Source organism: Plantibacter flavus, assembly GCF_002024505.1.
Taxonomy (GTDB): Bacteria; Actinomycetota; Actinomycetes; order Actinomycetales; family Microbacteriaceae; genus Plantibacter; species Plantibacter flavus_A.
The window spans coordinates 1,245,346-1,261,128 of the sequence record NZ_CP019402.1 but is presented as its reverse complement, the minus strand read 5'-3'; the positions used below and the strand labels follow the sequence as shown (position 1 = coordinate 1,261,128).

14 protein-coding genes are annotated in these 15,783 nt (G+C 70.3%); 7 read left to right on the top strand and 7 right to left on the bottom strand.

Annotated elements, in window-relative coordinates; all coding sequences use genetic code 11:
* Positions 1 to 155 precede the first annotated feature (155 nt).
* Positions 156 to 1,658 (top strand): beta-N-acetylhexosaminidase, encoded by a 1,503-nt coding sequence (locus BWO91_RS05885; protein ID WP_079001763.1) that lies wholly within the window; start codon positions 156 to 158, stop codon positions 1,656 to 1,658.
* 405 nt (positions 1,659 to 2,063) lie between these two features.
* The gene (locus BWO91_RS05880; RefSeq protein ID WP_079001762.1) at positions 2,064 to 4,289 is read left to right on the top strand and encodes a sigma-70 family RNA polymerase sigma factor; all 2,226 of its coding nucleotides are present in this window, start codon (positions 2,064 to 2,066) and stop codon (positions 4,287 to 4,289) included.
* A 39-nt stretch (positions 4,290 to 4,328) separates the two neighbouring features.
* Here the strand turns inward: BWO91_RS05880 and BWO91_RS05875 are convergent, their stop codons facing one another.
* A complete protein-coding gene (locus BWO91_RS05875; protein ID WP_071259432.1) occupies positions 4,329 to 5,555 on the bottom strand; it encodes an MFS transporter in 1,227 nt (408 codons plus the stop codon).
* A gap of 184 nt (positions 5,556 to 5,739) precedes the next feature.
* On the opposite strand from BWO91_RS05875, the gene BWO91_RS05870 reads away from it, so the two are divergent.
* Genes BWO91_RS05870 through BWO91_RS05850 form a run of 5 tightly spaced genes read left to right on the top strand, consistent with a single transcriptional unit; the run spans position 5,740 to position 9,962 of the window.
* Positions 5,740 to 6,132, top strand: coding sequence for a MerR family transcriptional regulator (locus BWO91_RS05870; protein ID WP_064296627.1), 393 nt, complete (start codon positions 5,740 to 5,742; stop codon positions 6,130 to 6,132).
* 27 nt (positions 6,133 to 6,159) lie between these two features.
* The gene (gene purU / locus BWO91_RS05865; protein WP_369808468.1) at positions 6,160 to 7,056 is read left to right on the top strand and encodes a formyltetrahydrofolate deformylase; all 897 of its coding nucleotides are present in this window, start codon (positions 6,160 to 6,162) and stop codon (positions 7,054 to 7,056) included.
* Between the two features lie 40 nt (positions 7,057 to 7,096).
* Positions 7,097 to 7,453, top strand: coding sequence for a YrdB family protein (locus BWO91_RS05860; RefSeq protein ID WP_231884415.1), 357 nt, complete (start codon positions 7,097 to 7,099; stop codon positions 7,451 to 7,453).
* On the top strand, positions 7,450 to 8,604 hold the full coding sequence (gene nagA, locus BWO91_RS05855) for an N-acetylglucosamine-6-phosphate deacetylase (protein WP_079001759.1): 1,155 nt from the start codon (positions 7,450 to 7,452) through the stop codon (positions 8,602 to 8,604). Before BWO91_RS05860 ends, nagA begins: the two co-directional genes overlap by 4 nt.
* The gene (locus tag BWO91_RS05850; protein ID WP_079001757.1) at positions 8,601 to 9,962 is read left to right on the top strand and encodes an FAD-binding oxidoreductase; all 1,362 of its coding nucleotides are present in this window, start codon (positions 8,601 to 8,603) and stop codon (positions 9,960 to 9,962) included. Before nagA ends, BWO91_RS05850 begins: the two co-directional genes overlap by 4 nt.
* A 145-nt stretch (positions 9,963 to 10,107) precedes the next feature.
* On the opposite strand, the gene BWO91_RS05845 is transcribed toward BWO91_RS05850, so the two are convergent.
* From BWO91_RS05845 to BWO91_RS05820, 6 genes are all read right to left on the bottom strand, one after another.
* Positions 10,108 to 11,262 carry a mannitol-1-phosphate 5-dehydrogenase gene (locus BWO91_RS05845; protein ID WP_079001755.1) on the bottom strand — a complete coding sequence of 385 codons (1,155 nt, stop codon included), beginning with the start codon at positions 11,260 to 11,262 and terminating at the stop codon, positions 10,108 to 10,110.
* The gene (locus tag BWO91_RS05840; RefSeq protein WP_064296632.1) at positions 11,262 to 11,696 is read right to left on the bottom strand and encodes a PTS sugar transporter subunit IIA; all 435 of its coding nucleotides are present in this window, start codon (positions 11,694 to 11,696) and stop codon (positions 11,262 to 11,264) included. The genes BWO91_RS05845 and BWO91_RS05840 overlap by 1 nt, the downstream gene beginning before the upstream one ends.
* A gap of 118 nt (positions 11,697 to 11,814) precedes the next feature.
* Positions 11,815 to 13,401: a PTS mannitol transporter subunit IICB gene (locus BWO91_RS05835; RefSeq protein WP_064296633.1), complete on the bottom strand. Its 1,587-nt coding sequence runs from the start codon at positions 13,399 to 13,401 to the stop codon at positions 11,815 to 11,817.
* Positions 13,398 to 15,077 carry a phosphoenolpyruvate--protein phosphotransferase gene (ptsP, locus tag BWO91_RS05830; protein ID WP_079001754.1) on the bottom strand — a complete coding sequence of 560 codons (1,680 nt, stop codon included), beginning with the start codon at positions 15,075 to 15,077 and terminating at the stop codon, positions 13,398 to 13,400. Before ptsP ends, BWO91_RS05835 begins: the two co-directional genes overlap by 4 nt.
* A 4-nt stretch (positions 15,078 to 15,081) precedes the next feature.
* Positions 15,082 to 15,357: an HPr family phosphocarrier protein gene (locus BWO91_RS05825; protein WP_064296634.1), complete on the bottom strand. Its 276-nt coding sequence runs from the start codon at positions 15,355 to 15,357 to the stop codon at positions 15,082 to 15,084.
* 4 nt (positions 15,358 to 15,361) lie between these two features.
* A complete protein-coding gene (locus BWO91_RS05820) occupies positions 15,362 to 15,685 on the bottom strand; it encodes a PTS sugar transporter subunit IIB (protein WP_079001753.1) in 324 nt (107 codons plus the stop codon).
* Positions 15,686 to 15,783: the final 98 nt, after the last annotated feature.

Here is a 15,783-nt window from a genome sequence, read left to right as displayed (position 1 = left end):
CATAGCAACGGGACGCCCGACGCGCACCGTCCTGTGGAGGGGGCGGGCAGCAGTGGGGGCCGGTGTGTCAGGATGGCCCGAAGCTTGTTCACCCTCCGAACAAACCCCGTTCCGGCCCCCACGATCCCGCGTCGCCGACGCTGAAGGAACCACGCATGAGCCTGCTGCCCCGACCCATGTCGCAGACCACGGACGTCTCCGCTCCCCCGTTCCGGTTGTCGGCGGATTCGGTGATCCGTACCGACCCGTCGGCGGCGACCACGGCTCGGATCCTCGCCGAGGCCCTGCGCGCCTCGACGGGCTTCGACCTTCCGGTCGAGACCACCGGCACGGAGGAGGTCGCGGATTCGGCGGGTGCGGACATCTCGCTGTCGGTCGACCCCCGCCTGTCGACGACGAGCGGGGCCTACCGATTGACCGCCGTGGCCTCCGGTGTCGAGATCGTCGGCGCGGACGCCGACGGGGTCCACCATGGCACGCAGACACTCAGGCAGCTCCTCCCGCCGAGCAACTGGGCGTCGACGGCCGGCGCACAGGACTGGATCATCGCTGCGACCGTCATCGACGACGCGCCGCGCTTCGCGTACCGCGGCGCGATGCTCGACGTCGCGAGGCACTTCTTCACGGTCGCGCAGGTGCAGCGGTTCATCGACCAGATCGCCGCACTCAAGCTCAACCACCTGCACCTGCACCTCACCGACGACCAGGGGTGGCGCCTCGAGATCGCCGGGTGGCCGGAGCTCACCGGGATCGGTGCGGCGACCGCGGTCGGTGGTGGTGCGGGCGGCTCGTACAGTGCCGACGACTACCGGGCGATCATCGAGTACGCCGCCGACCGCCGCGTCACGATCGTCCCCGAGATCGACGTCCCCGGACACACGAACGCGGTCCTCGCGGCGTATCCCGAACTCAACCCGGACGGCGTCGCCCGCGAGCCCTACACCGGCACGGAGGTCGGCTTCTCGAGCCTCGACATCCATGCCGAGTCCACCTACATGTTCCTCGACGACGTCTTCACCCAGCTCGCCGCGATGACTCCGGGTCCGTACCTCCACCTGGGTGGCGATGAAGCGCTCGCCACCCCCGAGGCGGACTTCCTCCATTTCGCCCGTCGGGTGTCCGAAGTGGTCGCCACGACCGGGAAGACCGCGATCGCCTGGCACGAGTTCGGCGCGTCTCGGGACCTCGCCCCCGGCACCATCGGCCAGTACTGGAACTACGTCTCCCCCGAGGACGGCCACGCCGACAAGCTGCGCTCGTTCGTGGATCAGGGCGGGCAGGTCATCATGTCTCCGGCCGACGCCGCCTACCTCGACATGCAGTACCCCGGCGTCGCGACGGCCGGCCTCACCTGGGCGGACGGCCCCACGAGTGTCGAACGCTCCGCCGTCTGGGAGCCGACGGAGATCGTCGAAGGTGTCGGAGAGCAGGACATCCTCGGCGTCGAGGCCCCGCTCTGGACGGAGACCGTGGCCGACGTGCAGACGCTCGAGTTCCTCGTCTTCCCTCGGATCGCGTCCATCGCGGAGATCGGCTGGTCGGAGCGACGCACGCCGGACTGGAGCGACTTCCGGGACCGGCTGGCCCACCTCGCTCAGGGCTGGTCGGCCGCGGGCATCGCCTTCCACCGCTCCCCCGAGGTCGGCTGGCTCGACTGATCCGGGCGACGGACGGGAAGGCGGCCGGGAGTGGCGCTCGCCCCCCGAGCACCGCTCCCGGCCTGTCGACGGGTACGCACGAAGGCGCCCCCTCCCGTCGAGATCTGCAACGTTTCGGGTCCGTTGCCCGATGCACACCGGCCGTGGCGCGCATCGTGGCCGTCCGAGGACGACCCAGCCGGGTCCCCGTCGCCGGGAATCCTGCTGTTCATCCTGAGAGAGTGCGTCCCGAACAGGTCATGACGCGGTTTCCCAGAACAATCGGAACGGATCTTCCTCGGCGCCAGCGGCTGTCCGCGAGACACCTCGTGCCAAGATGAGGGATCGGCGTCATGATCCCGCTCAACCCGACTCTCTTGGGCGGGCACGGTGCCCGGTAGTGCGCAGCTCGCAGACGGAGGCATCATGAGCCTGGACACATCCCCGGCTTCATCGCTCACCGAGCGATCGGATGCCGAGCTCATCGAGCACACCCGCACGGGCTCGCAGGACGCCTACGCGGAGCTGTGGCGACGACACTCGAACGCCGGACGGACCGTCGCCCGGTCCGTCACCTCGAGCCTCGATCCCGATGACCTCGTCTCGGAGTCCTTCGCCCGCATCTATCAGGCGGTCCGTCGCGGGAAGGGACCCACCGGCGCCTTCCGCCCCTACCTGTTTACCACCATCCGGAACACGGCGGCCGCGTGGGGCCGATCGCGTCGGGAGACCTCGCTCGACACCCTGGACTCCTTCGAGGACCCGGACACGAACGAGGCCTCCTCGATCGAGGCCCTCGATCGCAGCCTGAGTGCTCGAGCGTTCCGGAGCCTGCCGACCCGGTGGCAGGAGGTGCTCTGGTACACGGAGATCGAGGCGATGACGCCTGCGGAGGTCGCGCCGCTCCTCGGGATGAAGGCCAACTCGGTGTCCGCGCTCGCCTACCGAGCACGCGAGGGGCTGCGCGAAGCGTGGATCCAGGCGCACCTGCAGGCCGTCGACGACGACTCGGAGCACGCCTTCACGATCAGCAGGCTCGGATCGTACGCGCGCGGGAACCTCTCCGCCCGGGACACGGCCAAGGTCGAGTCGCACCTGGACGCCTGTCAGCGGTGCACCATCGTGGCCGCTGAGGCGAAGGAGGTCGGCTCGCGCATGGCGCTCGTCCTCCTCCCCCTCGTCGCAGGCGCCGCCGGTGCGGCCGGCTACACCGCGTGGTTGCAGGCGAACGGCCCGTCGGCGACCGCGGTCGCCGCGATGCCTGCCGGTGTCACCGGTGGGGTCGCAGTGACGGCGCACCTGGGCACCTCGGTGGCGGCCTCCGGTGGGGTGGCGGCCTCCGGTGCAGCCGGTTCCAGTGGCGCCGCGTCGGGCGCGGGCGTCGCGGGTGCTGCGACGGCGGGTTTCTCCGGCGGGATCATCGCCGCGATCGGTGTCGGCGTCGTCGCGGCGGTGACCGCCGCAGCGCTCGTCCTGGGTCCGGTGGTGTTCCCGCCGACCGCCGACACGCCGACCTCCGGCACGGCTGCTGGGCCCACCGATCTGTCCGCCGCCCCGTCCCCGGATGCGGGTCCGATCGCCGGCCCGACGCCGACACCCTCATCCCCGGCGCCGGCACCGAGTCCGAGTCCGACTCCGACTCCGAGTCCGAGTACGAGTCCGAACGAGGATGGGACGCCGGATCCCGTCGTGGTCTCCCCGCAGGTTCCGACGCCTACTGCCCCACCGGTCGCTCCGCCCGTCACCCCGGTCGATCCCGTCGACCCGACCGAACCCACGGCGCTCCCGGTGCCGACCATGGTCGCCGACTCCGGCGGTGGCTACCTGTGGCCCACGTTCAGCGGCACGGGAGCGGCCGGAGCCACCATCGACGTCCTCGACGGCGACCTCGTCGTCGCTTCGACGGTCGTGCCGGGGTCCGCGCAGCGGTCATCGGTCGCAGCCGCCCCGGTGACCGGGACCTGGTCGACAGGACCGGTCGTCCTCAACCGGTCTGGGAGGTTCACCCTCACGGTGCGCCAGACCCTCGGTGACCAGGTCACCGTGTCCGCGGAACCTGCCGGCATGACGATCTCCGGGCCCTCGATCTCCGGATTCGAGACGATCCTGTCGTTCCGGATCCTCGAGCCGGACGCACCGATCGTCATCAGCGGCGCTCCGAACGGCGCGATCGGGTACACCCTCGACGGCGGTGACGAGCAGCGCGTCGCGCTCGATGCCGACGGTCGGGCGACGCTCACCGGCGCCGCCGTGGCCGGCGGGTTCCACGAGCTCAGCGTCTGGAGCGTCGACCCCGCGGACCCGTCTCGCGTGGGACCGGCGACCTCAGTCGAATATCTTTCGCTGACCGGCCTCCTGAGTACCGAGTCCGCCGTCGATCCGGCGACGGCCCCGCTCCCGGAAGCGGTTCTGGACACCGCACCGGAGGCGGTTCCCGCTCCGCTCCCTGTTCAGGCCGTCGTCGAACCGATCGCGGACCAGATCCCGGTGGAACCGGCTCCCGCGACGGAGCCGGACGTGCCGAGTACGACCGAGCTGGATCCGGCGACGGAGACGGAGACGCCGGTGGAGACCGCACCCGACGTCACCGCGCCGACCGATGGCGCAGACGCCTCACCGGCACCGACGACGGACGAACCGGCGGTACCGTAAACGGTCACGCTGAGCGCGTCCGCAACGGCTCGGGCTCGATCAGACCGACTCGCGCCTGCGGGTGCGCAGCACGTCCGCCGCGAGGAGCGAGGTCGCGACCACGGCGAGGCACACGTACACCCACGGCAGCACGCCGAGACCGATCTCGGCGAGGAGCAACGCGCCGAGCGCCGAACCGCCACCGATACCCGTGTTGAACGCGGTCGTGTAGAACGCGTTCGCGGTGTCGCGGATGCGCGGGCTCGCCGCGTGCAGGAGGCGCGTCTGCATGAGCGGCGGCAGCATGCCGAAGGCCGTCCCCCAGAGGAAGAACGCGACGAGTGCGCCCGGAAGCCACCCTGCTGAGAGGGCGAGGACGCTCACCATGGCGGCAGACACGGTCAGGGCGACGAACAGGCCGGTGGTCGCACGCCTCGCGAAGACGCTGCCGGTGAGGATGAGGCCGATCGCGCCTGCGACGCCGTAGACGAGGAGGAGGATGCTGAGCTGGCCGGCCGGGACACCGACCTCGCCGATGAGGAACGGTGCGATGTAGGTGTAGAACGCGTAATGGCCCGCCATGATGACGCCGACCGCGATGCAGACGATCGCGACCGGGATGACGCTCGGATCACGGCCCGTCGCACCCGAGGCTGCCGCGTGCGACTCCTCCCGACCGACGGGCGGCAGCTTCCACCACACGACGACGGCGCCGAGGAGCATGGCTGCGGCGAGCACGCCGAACGCGAGGCGCCAGCCGAGCGCGTGCCCGAGCGCGGTGCTGAGCGGGACGCCGAGGACGAAGGCGAGCGTGCCTCCGGCGATCGTCACGGACACGGCACGGGCGAGCTGTTCCTTCGGGACCAGGTGACCGGCGTACGCGCCGACGACCGCCCAGAAGACACCATGGGCGAGCCCGCCGAGCACCCGGGTGGCGACGAGGAGTTCGTAGTTCGGGGCGAGCGCGCCGAGACCGGTGCTCACGCCGAGGACGACGATGACGGCCACGAGCAACGCGTGTCGCGGCACACGCCTGGTGAGGTGGATGAGCGCGGTGCTGGACAGCACCACCGTGAACGCGAACACGCTGACGAGGAGCCCAATCTGCGACTCGGTGACGCCGAGCGAGGCGCTCATCTCCGGGAGGAGGCCGGTCGGGATCATCTCGCCGGTGACGGAGAGGAAGGTGCCCGCCGCGAGCGCGATCAGGCCGACCCAGGGGAACGGCGGTGACGACGGCTTGGTGGGTTCGGCGGCGCGCGCCGAGGAGGGCGAAGAGGAGGTCATCGGATTGCTCCAACGATGGCGTTCACTCGTCGGCGGACGTGGCGGACGAGTTCGTCTACGCGCTGATGTGCGCGCCCAGGGTCAACCGACATCCGGCGACCGCGGACGAGTCTACCCGAGGCCGGGAATGCGCAGGGCTCGATCCGACGTTGCAGCTGACGTGAAGGTGACAGAGAGGCCGCTCATGCGCATTGCAGAACTCGCTGAACGAACGGGTGTCCCGGCCACCCGGCTCCGCTCCTACGAGGAGGAGGGACTCCTGGCGCCCGTGCGCGCGTCGCACGCGCCCGACGAGTACGAACCGTCCGCGATCGACCACGTCGTCACGGTCGACAACCTGTTCGACGCGGGGCTCACGACCCGTCTCGTGCGCGTGGTCCTCGATCTCGACGACGCGCGCACCTCGCGTGCCGTGCCCGACTGCTCCCGCGCGACGGCCGAGTCGCTCCATGCGCAGATCGCCTCGATCGACGCCCGCATCGACTGCCTGCGGCAGAGCCGTGAGACGGTTCGGTCGTACCTGCGGCAGTCCTCCCACGCCGACCTCGTCGACGAGCGGTCCGTCCCTGCGGCGTGAGCGGTCGGGTCCCGGTAACCTGAGTCGGTGACGAACTCGACCGATCCCTCCGCTGTGCCATCGACCACGCACGAGCGCTCCGTCCACTGGGTGCTCTCGATCATCTGCGAGGACCGGCCCGGTATCGTGCATGCGATCAGCGGTGCGATCGTCGAGGCCGACGGCAACATCACCGAGAGCCAGCAGTTCTCGAGCGATGACACCGGGCGGTTCTTCATGCGGCTCCAGGTCGAGGCTGCGGTCTCGCGCGAGCGCTTCGAGGCGGCCATCGCACCGGTCGTCGAGCGGTACGGCCTCCAGTGGCGGCTCGACGTCGTCGGTCGCCCGCTCCGGACGCTCGTCCTGGCCTCGACGGCGGCACACTGCGTCAACGACCTGCTCTTCCGCCAGCGGGCCGGCCAGCTCCCGGTCGAGATCCCCCTCGTGCTCAGCAACCACGGTTCGCTCCGCGATCTCGCCTCCTTCTACGGCGTGCCCTTCGAGGCGCTGCCCGTGACGGACGCAGCCTCGAAGGCGGCGTTCGAGGCCAGGGTCGTCGAGGCCGTCGAGGAGCACGACATCGAGCTCGTCGTCCTCGCGAGGTACATGCAGATCCTGTCCCCCGAGCTCTGCGAGCGCCTCGCCGGTCGCGCCATTAACATCCACCACTCCTTCCTGCCCGGTTTCAAGGGCGCGAACCCGTACAAGCAGGCGCACGCGCGCGGCGTCAAGCTCATCGGTGCGACCGCGCACTTCGTGACGAGCGACCTCGACGAGGGACCGATCATCGAGCAGAACGTCGTCCGCGTGGACCACTCCCGCTCCCCCGCGGAGCTCGTCGCCATCGGTCAGGACGAGGAGAGCCGCACCCTCACCCAGGCGGTGAAGTGGTTCGCCGAGGACCGCGTCCTCCTCGACGGGGCGCGCACGATCATCTTCCGCTGACCCGGAGCGGGCTCGCGGCCACGCGCCGTAGAATCGTGTGGTGTCTGAACGAACTCCCGCCGATGTGAAGATCGGCCCCAACGAGATCCTGCGGTTCTTCCTCGAACTCTTCGCCTTCTTCTCGCTCGGCTTCTGGGGCGTCGCGGTGTGGCCGTTCCCCCTGAACGTGGTCGTCGGGATCGCCGCGCCGGTCGTGGCGATCATCCTCTGGGCGCTGTTCCTCTCGCCGCGCGCCGTGATCCGCATCGACCTCTACGGCCAGGCGGTCGTCGAGCTCCTCATCTTCGCGGCGGCGGCGCTCGCCTGGTTGCACCTCGGGCAGCCGATCATCGCGACCGTCTTCGCCGTGGTCGCCGTGGCCAGTGGTGTCATCCGCGGCCGGAAGCAGCTCGCATGACCGAGCTCCTGATCCACTCCGCCACCAAGGTCGACGTCGACGGCCACCAGGACGCCTTCTGGCTGCACGCGGTCGACGGTGTCATCCGCTCCACCGGTACCGGCGACGACTGGCGGTCCCTCCCCGTCGGCGACGACGCATCCGTCCTCGACGCACTCGGCGGCCACCTCACGCCGGGGTTCATCGACCTCCACGTCCACGGCGGCGGCGGTTCATCCTTCGACGACGGACGCGACGCCATCGGGCGCGCGCTCGCGGTGCACCGGGCGCACGGGACCACGAGGACGCTCATCAGTCTCGTGTCGAACCCGGTCGACGCCCTCGTCGCGAGTCTCGAGGGGATCGCCGACCTCGTCGCCGAGGATCCGCTGGTCCTCGGAGCCCACCTCGAAGGTCCGTTCCTCTCACCGGCCAAGAAGGGCGCACACGACCCCGGGGCGCTCATCGACCCGAGCCCGGCCGTCGTCGAACGCCTCATCGACGCGAGCCGAGGCACGCTCCGGCAGATCACGATCGCCCCTGAGCTGCCGAACGCCCTCGAGGCGATCCAGGTCCTCGTCGAGGCCGGCGTCATCGTCGCCGTGGGTCACACCGACGCCGATGAGGCACTGACGAAGACGGCGTTCGATCTCGGTGCCCGACTCGTCACCCACGTGTTCAACGCGATGAACGGGATCCACCACCGTGCGCCCGGACCGATCATCGCCTCCTTCGCCGACGAGCGGGTCACGGTCGAGCTCATCCTCGACGGCGAACACGTGCACCCGGACGTCGCCAAGCTCGCCTTCGAGCAGGCCCCGGGCCGCGTCGCACTCATCACCGACGCGATGGCCGCAGCCGGTTCCTCCGACGGCCGTTACCTGCTGGGAGCGCTCGAGGTCCAGGTGACCGACGGTCTGGCGCGGCTCGTGGAAGGCGACTCGATCGCCGGCTCGACGCTGACGCTCGACCGGGCGCTCCGACTCGCCATCACCAGTGGTGTCGCGGCGGACGCGGCGGTCGGTGCGCTCACGAGCACCCCGGCCCGTGTCCTCGGCCTCGCCGACCGCTTCGGACGACTGGCCCCGGGATACGCCGCGGACGCCGTCCTCCTCGACCACCAGTGGAACGTCCAGGCGGTCTGGGCCGACGGATCAGCCCTGCCGCGATGACGACGCCGACCGTCCTCGACGCCCTCCGTGACGCCCTCGGCGACGCGGTCTCGACGACGGACGCCGTCCTCGCGGACGCACGGTCCGACAAGTCGGGTCACGTGTCCGACGCCCCACCCATCGCCGTGGTCTCCGCACGCTCCATCGAGGACGTCCAGACGGTCATGCGGATCGCCACCGCGACGGGGACGCCGGTCGTGACGCGCGGCGCCGGTACCGGACTGGCCGGCGGCGCACTCGGCGGCGCGGGCGAGATCGTCCTGTCGACGCTCGAGATGCAGCGCGTCCTGGAGATCAACGAACCCGACCTCCTCGCGGTGGTCGAACCGGGCATCATCAACGGCGCCTTCAACGACCTCCTGCTCGCCAGGGGGCTCTGGTTCGCGCCCGACCCGGCGAGCCGCGCGATCTCGACCGTCGGTGGGAACATCGCGACCGGTGCCGGTGGCCTGCTCTGTGCCAAGTACGGCGTGACGCGCGACGCCGTCCTCGCCCTCAAGGTCGTCCTGGCCGACGGACGGCTCATCAGCGTCGGGCACCGGAGCGTGAAGGGGGTCACCGGCCTCGACCTCACGAGTCTCATGGTCGGATCCGAGGGCGTCCTCGGCGTCATCGTCGAGGCGACCGTCCGCATCCGTCGCGTGACGCCGGGCACCGTCGCGACCATCGCCGGGTACTTCCCCAGTGTCGTCTCGGCCGCGGAGGCCACCGCCGCCGTCACCGCATCCGGTATCCAGCCGTCGATCATGGAGCTGCTCGACCCCGTCGCGCTCGTCGCCGTGCACCGCTACCTGCAGCTGCCGATCCCGAACAGCGGAGAGGCGCACGTCGTGATCCAGACCGACGGCCCGAACGCCGAGGCGGAGGCCGCCGCGATCCTCGAGGCGCTCCACGCCGGCGGCGGGCGTGCCGAGATGTCCACCGACCACGCGACGGGTGAGCACCTGTTGGCCGTCCGCCGCGCCCTGCATCCCTCGCTCGAGCAGTTCGGCACCCCGCTCATCGAGGACGTGTCGGTCCCCCGCAGCCAGTTGGCGGCGATGTTCACGGCGATCGGCGAGATCGAGCGCCGCTACGGCATCTCCATCCCGACGGTCGCGCACGCGGGCGACGGCAACCTCCACCCGAACTTCGTCTTCGAGGGTGTCGAGGTACCCGACCTCATCTGGCAGGCCGCCGACGACCTCTTCACCACGGCGCTGCGGCTCGGCGGCACCCTCACCGGCGAGCACGGCATCGGCCTGCTCAAGAAGCGCTGGCTCGGCGACGAGCTCGGCGAGGATCAGCTCGCGCTCCAGCACGGGATCAAGCGGCTCTTCGACCCCGAGAACCTCCTCAACCCGGGCAAGATGTTCTGAGGCCCTTCGACAGGCTCAGGGACCGGAGGCCGGCTCAGGGACCGACGACGGGCGGCCGGAGGCGGGCCCAGGGGCCGGAAGCGGCCGGAACGGCGACAGGCTCAGGGTCCAGACGGATCCCGGTCCCTGAGCCTGTCGAAGGGCGTTACGCGAGCGATGCCTGTCGGGCGACGACCTGCGCGAGCACCGCGGGAGCCAGCGGGTGCTCGGGAGCGAGGCCGGTGACCTCCTCGACGAAGATGCCCGGCGCGAGCTCGTGGAGCTTCGCCTGCAGGTGGACACTCTGCTCGTCGTCGGCGACGTCGAACTCGAGCGCGGCACCGATGGCCGAGACGAGTGCGTCGTGGGCCATGCCGCGCTCCGCCAGTTCTGCGGCGGGCCCGATGAACCGCTCGGTCCGGCTCAGCTTGCGCAACGGCTGCCGACCGACGCGCTCCACGGTGTCGGGCAGGTGCACGTTCGCGAAGCGACGGAGGATCGTCTCGCGGTACTCGCGTTGCGCGTCGACGTCGAGCCCGTGCTTGGCGACGAGCAGCGCGGAGGTCTCCTCCAGCACCGCGCCGACGGCCGCGGCGATCGACGGCTCGGCGAGCGCTTCGGCGATGGTCCCGATACCGGCGCGCGCACCGAAGTAGGCGACGGAGGCGTGGCCGGTGTTCACGGTGAAGAGCTTCCGCTCGATGTACGGCGCGAGCTCCTCGACGAAGTGGGCACCGGGGATCGACGGCAGGGAGCCGTTGAACGCCGGGGTCTCGATGGCCCACTCGTAGAAGGTCTCGACGGTCACGTCGATGCCCTGCCCGGCGGGCTGGCCCGGGACGATGCGGTCCACGGCCGTGTTCGCGAACACGGCTCGGGCCGAAAGCGACGCCCAGGCCTCGTCGCCGACCGCCTGGCGCACCTCGGTGGCGAGGAGGTCGGTGGCGTTGATCGCGTTCTCGCAGGCCATGACGGCGAGCGGAGCGGCGTCGGCCGGACGCGCGGCGATCCCACGCGCGATGACCGGAGCGACGAAGCGCAGGATGGTCGGCCCGACGGCGGTGGTCACCACCTCGGCGGCGGCGATCTCCTGGACGAGGGCCTCCTCGTCGGTGGCGCTGTTGATCGCGCGGAACCCGGTGACGACCGTGTCCTTCGCGCCGTCGCCCACCTCGTGCACCGTGTAGCTGTCGGCCGAGGCGATCGCATCGATGAGCTCGGCGTTGACGTCCGCGAAGACGACCTCGTAGCCGCCCTCGTGGAGGAGCAGACCGACGAAGCCGCGCCCGATGTTGCCGGCGCCGAAGTGGACGGCTCGCATCACTCGTTGACCTCGCTCAGGAGCGCGTAGAGCTCCTCGGGCGTCTCGGCTGCGAGCAGCTTGGCGACCTCGTCGTCCTCGGAGAAGATGATGGCGATCTTGGAGAGGATCTCCATGTGCCCGCCGTCCTTGCCGGCGATGCCGACGACGAAGCGGACCTCGTCGCCGTCCCAGTCGATCGGGGTCTCGTAGCGGGTGAACGACAGGGCGGAATCACGGACCGCCTCCTTCGCGTCGTTCGTCCCGTGCGGGATCGCGAGGAGGTTGCCCATGTAGGTCGACACGGACTGCTCGCGGGCGAGCATGGCCTCGAAGTACTCGTCGGTCACGGCTCCGGCCGCTTCGAGGGCGTCGGCAGCGCGGCGGATGGCCTCCTCCTGCGTCACCGTCCCGGTGACGATGGTGATCCGGTCCTGGGTCAGTACCTGCGACATGTCTTCCTCTGCATTCGTCGTGCGGGGCTCCGCCGGTGCGGTCCGGAGCCGGGTGAAGGGCGGTGGATGGAGCCCCGGGGCGCACGCCCTTCGCGTGCGCCCCGGGATCGTTCCGTTGCTAGTGTGCTCCCTCTCCGCGGAGCAACTCCACCACTTCGTCGTACTTCGGAGAGTTCATGAAGTTGTCGACCGACATGTGCACGGCACTCGGGGTCTTCTCCTTCGCGCGCTCCGTCAGCTCGCGCTGGGTGATGACGAGGTCGACGTCGTCGGCGAGGTTCGCGATCGCCTTGTTGGTGACGGTGATCTCATCGATGCCGGCCTTCTTGATCTTGTTGCGGAGCACCGAGGCACCCATCGCACTCGAACCCATACCGGCGTCGCAGGCGAAGACGATGTTGCGGATCGGGCCGCGCTCGAGCGTCGTGACGACGCCCTCGTCGACGACGTCCGCACCGGCTGCGGCGCTTCCGGCGGAGAGGTTGCCGAGCACGCTCGACTTCTTGCCCTTGGCGGCTTCGGTCGCGGCGACGGCGGCCGAGAGGTCGCCGGCGTTCTCGTTCTCGAGGTCGCGCTTCCGGCTGGCCCGCAGGATGATCGCGGAGATCGCGAACGAGACGGCGGCTGCGACGATGACCGACAGGATCACGCCGACGTAGCTGTCGGGAGCAGTCTGGATGAGCACGGCGATGATGCTGCCGGGCGAGGCCGGGGCGCGGAGACCCGTGTTGAACGCGACGTTCGTCGCCACACCGGCCATACCGCCACCGATCGCGGCCAGGACCAGCATCGGCTTCATGAGCACGTACGGGAAGTAGATCTCGTGGATGCCACCGAAGAACTGGATGATGACCGCGCCGGGGGCCGACGCCTTCGCGAGACCGATGCCGAAGAAGCAGAACGCGAGCAGGATGCCGAGGCCCGGGCCGGGGTTCGCCTCGAGGAGGAACAGGATCGACTTGCCGGTCTCCTCGGACTGCTGGACACCGAGCGGGGTCAGCACACCGTGGTTGATGGCGTTGTTGAGGAAGAGGATCTTGCCGGGCTCGATGAAGATGCTCGCGATCGGCAGGAGCGAGTTGGCGACGAGCCAGTCGACGATGCCCTCGAGGAAGCTGCTGAGCGCGGTGACGATCGGTGCGATACCGAAGAAGCCGCCGATGGCGAGGAGGGCCCCGAGGATACCCGCGGAGAAGTTGTTGACCAGCATCTCGAAGCCGGCCTTGATCTTGCCGTCCCAGATCCGGTCCACCTGCTTCATGAGCCACGCGGCGAGCGGGCCCATGATCATCGCACCGATGAACATCGGGATCGCGCTGCCGACGATGACACCCATGGTCGCGATGGACGCGACGACGCCGCCGCGCTCACCGTAGATCATGCGGCCACCGGTGTTCGCGATGAGCAGCGGGAGCAGGTACGTGATCATCGGGCCGACGAGGCCGACGTACTGCGGGAAGGTCGTCCCGTCGTCGGCCTGCGCGAGCGCCGTCGCGGCACCCTGCCAGCCGATGAGGTCGGCGTTGCCGAAGCCGCCGAGGATCCCGTTCGGGAACCAGCCGGTCGCGATGAAGAACGCGGTGATGAGGCCCCAGGCGATGAAGGCCGCGATGTTCGGCATGACCATGCCGGAGAGGAAGGTGCCGAATCGCTGTACGCCGACTCGTGCACCTCCCGGCTTCTTGGGAGTAGACGTCGTTGTCATGATGATGTTGCCTCTTTCATTTCGGGAGTCGTTGCAGCGGTGGCCGCTGCCCTGGCTTCGGCCGCACCGTCGGCGGCCAGTGCTGCTGCCGCGATGCGCCGGGCATCGTCGAGCGTGTACTGCTGGAGGGAGTGACGGACGTCGGCGAGCGCCGACGGTGACATGGACAGGGTGGTGGCGCCGAGTCCGACGAGGACGACGGCGAGGAGCGGGTCGGCGGCTGCTTCGCCGCAGATGCCGACCGGCTTGCCGTGGTGCTGGCCGGCTTCGCCGACGAGCTGCACGAGGCGGAGGACCGCCGGGTGCCACGGGTCCTGGAACGCGCCGACGGAACCGAGCAGGCGGTCCGCGGCGAGCGTGTACTGCGTGAGGTCGTTGGTCCCGATCGACGCGAATCCGGCGTGGGCGAGGACGCGGTCGGCGAGGAGGGCGCTCGACGGCACCTCCACCATGACGCCGGGCGTCTTCAGGCCGTACTCGGTGGCGATCGCCATGAAGTACTTCGTCTCCTCGACGGTCGACACCATCGGGGCCATGACCCAGAGGTCGGCGTCCGTCGCGGCGTCGGCCTGGGCGAGCGCCGTGAGCTGCTCGCGCAGGATGTCCTCGCTCGCCCGCAGCGCACGGAGGCCTCGGAGTCCGAGCGCCGGGTTGTCCTCGTGCGCGTCGTTGAGGAACGCCAACGGCTTGTCGGCTCCGGCGTCGAGGACGCGCACGACGACCTTCTGGCCGGGGAAGGCGTTCAGGAGCTTCTCGTAGTGCGCGCGCTGCTGCTCGACCGTCGGCGCGAGCGCCTGGTCGAGGAACAGGAACTCGGTGCGGAAGAGGCCGACACCCTCGGCGCCGAGCTCTGCGGCGGCGTCGGCGTGCTCGGCCGAGCCCAGGTTCGCGAGCAGCGGCACCGGGGTGCCGTCGGCCAGCGCACCGGGGACGACCGGTGCGTTCACGAGCGCGAGGCGGTCGGCGATGCGCTGCTCCGTGGCGGCGACGAGCTCGGGCGTCGGATCGACCGTGACCTCACCGGCTGCCGCGTCGACGACGAGCGTCGTGCCGTCGGTCAGCTCGGCTGCTCCGACGACGCCGACGATCGCGACGATCGACTTCTCGCGGGCGAGGATCGCCGTGTGCGAGGTCGGGCCGCCGTCGCTCGTGACGAGGCCGAGGACCAGGTCGAGGTCCAGCAGCGCGGTGTCGGCCGGTGCGAGGTCGCGGGCGACGAGGATGAACGGGTGGCCGGGCGAGGGGACGCCTGGTGCCGGCACGCCCATGAGGTCGGCGATGACCCGCTGCGACACGTCGTCGAGGTCGGCGGCGCGCTCGCCGAGGTAGCCGCCCATCGCGGCGAGCTGGTCGCGGAACGAGGCGAAGGCCGCGTGGACGGCCCACTCGGCGGTCTTGCCGTCCGCGAGCCGCGTGGCGATCTCCTCGGCGAGGGTCGGGTCCTCCGCCATCATCGCCTGGGCCTCGAGGACGTCACGAGCAGCACCACCGGCGGCGGCGCCTCGGGCCTCGAGCTCGCGGGCGACCGCAGCGAGGGAGGTGTTCGCGCGCTCGGTCTCGGTCGCGAGGTCGAGGGTGCTGGCGACGTCGGCGGGAGCGGGGAGCGGGTCGGCCATGCGGGCCACCGGGCCGACGGCGACACCCTGGCCGATGCCGATGCCCTGGAACGCGGTCATCGGACTACTGCTCGTCATGGTCGGTCACCAGGAGCTCGGAGAGCGTGTCGAGGGTGCCCTCGGCTGCGGCGCCCTCGCCGTCGACGGACAGGGTCACGTAGTCGCCGTGCTCGACGGCGAGCGCGATCACGCCGAGGATGCTCGCCGCGTTGACGGGCTTGCCGCTGCCCTTGGCGATCGTCACCGGAACCCCGGCGTCCTTCGCAGCCTGCGTGAACAGCTTCGCGGGCCTGGCATGCAGGCCGTGCGACGAGCCGATGCGGACGGTTCGAGTTGCCATGGGGTTACCTCCTGGTTGGTGAGTGGATCGAGAGGACGAGTTCGAGGGCTCGCGCGCCACCCTCTACGCCGAAGACGTCGCCGGGCAGGACGGCGACCGCGGTGCCGGTGGGCTCGGCCGCTGCGCGCAGCGCGGCCTCGTGGTCGGCGAGGTGGGCGCCGACGAGCAGGACGTCGACACCGTCGAGGGCGATCGTGCCGCCGAGGACCTGCGATTCGGCACCAGCCGCGACGGAGACGTCGATCGATCGGTCGGCTGCTGCGCGACGCAGGCGTTGGGCCATGAACGTGCTCGACGCACCCGCGCCGCAAATCACCAGGATCTTCATCGAACCTTCTCCAGAACCGCCGATTGCCTACCAACCCATCATTCCGTCGCGCCCCTCGCGGCTCCACCAGAAGCTCTTCCGCCGGGGCGGAAAGGTCG

What these genes read in the sequence shown, in the direction of transcription:
- BWO91_RS05885 (WP_079001763.1), top strand. Translation starts at nt 156, where the DNA reads ATGAGCCTGCTGCCCCGACCCATGTCGCAGACCACGGACGTCTCCGCT.
- BWO91_RS05880 (WP_079001762.1), top strand. Translation starts at nt 2,064, where the DNA reads ATGAGCCTGGACACATCCCCGGCTTCATCGCTCACCGAGCGATCGGAT.
- BWO91_RS05875 (WP_071259432.1), bottom strand. Translation starts at nt 5,555, where the DNA reads ATGACCTCCTCTTCGCCCTCCTCGGCGCGCGCCGCCGAACCCACCAAG.
- BWO91_RS05870 (WP_064296627.1), top strand. Translation starts at nt 5,740, where the DNA reads ATGCGCATTGCAGAACTCGCTGAACGAACGGGTGTCCCGGCCACCCGG.
- nagA (WP_079001759.1), top strand. Translation starts at nt 7,450, where the DNA reads ATGACCGAGCTCCTGATCCACTCCGCCACCAAGGTCGACGTCGACGGC.
- BWO91_RS05850 (WP_079001757.1), top strand. Translation starts at nt 8,601, where the DNA reads ATGACGACGCCGACCGTCCTCGACGCCCTCCGTGACGCCCTCGGCGAC.
- BWO91_RS05845 (WP_079001755.1), bottom strand. Translation starts at nt 11,262, where the DNA reads ATGCGAGCCGTCCACTTCGGCGCCGGCAACATCGGGCGCGGCTTCGTC.
- BWO91_RS05840 (WP_064296632.1), bottom strand. Translation starts at nt 11,696, where the DNA reads ATGTCGCAGGTACTGACCCAGGACCGGATCACCATCGTCACCGGGACG.
- BWO91_RS05835 (WP_064296633.1), bottom strand. Translation starts at nt 13,401, where the DNA reads ATGACAACGACGTCTACTCCCAAGAAGCCGGGAGGTGCACGAGTCGGC.
- ptsP (WP_079001754.1), bottom strand. Translation starts at nt 15,077, where the DNA reads ATGACCGCGTTCCAGGGCATCGGCATCGGCCAGGGTGTCGCCGTCGGC.
- BWO91_RS05825 (WP_064296634.1), bottom strand. Translation starts at nt 15,357, where the DNA reads ATGGCAACTCGAACCGTCCGCATCGGCTCGTCGCACGGCCTGCATGCC.
- BWO91_RS05820 (WP_079001753.1), bottom strand. Translation starts at nt 15,685, where the DNA reads ATGAAGATCCTGGTGATTTGCGGCGCGGGTGCGTCGAGCACGTTCATG.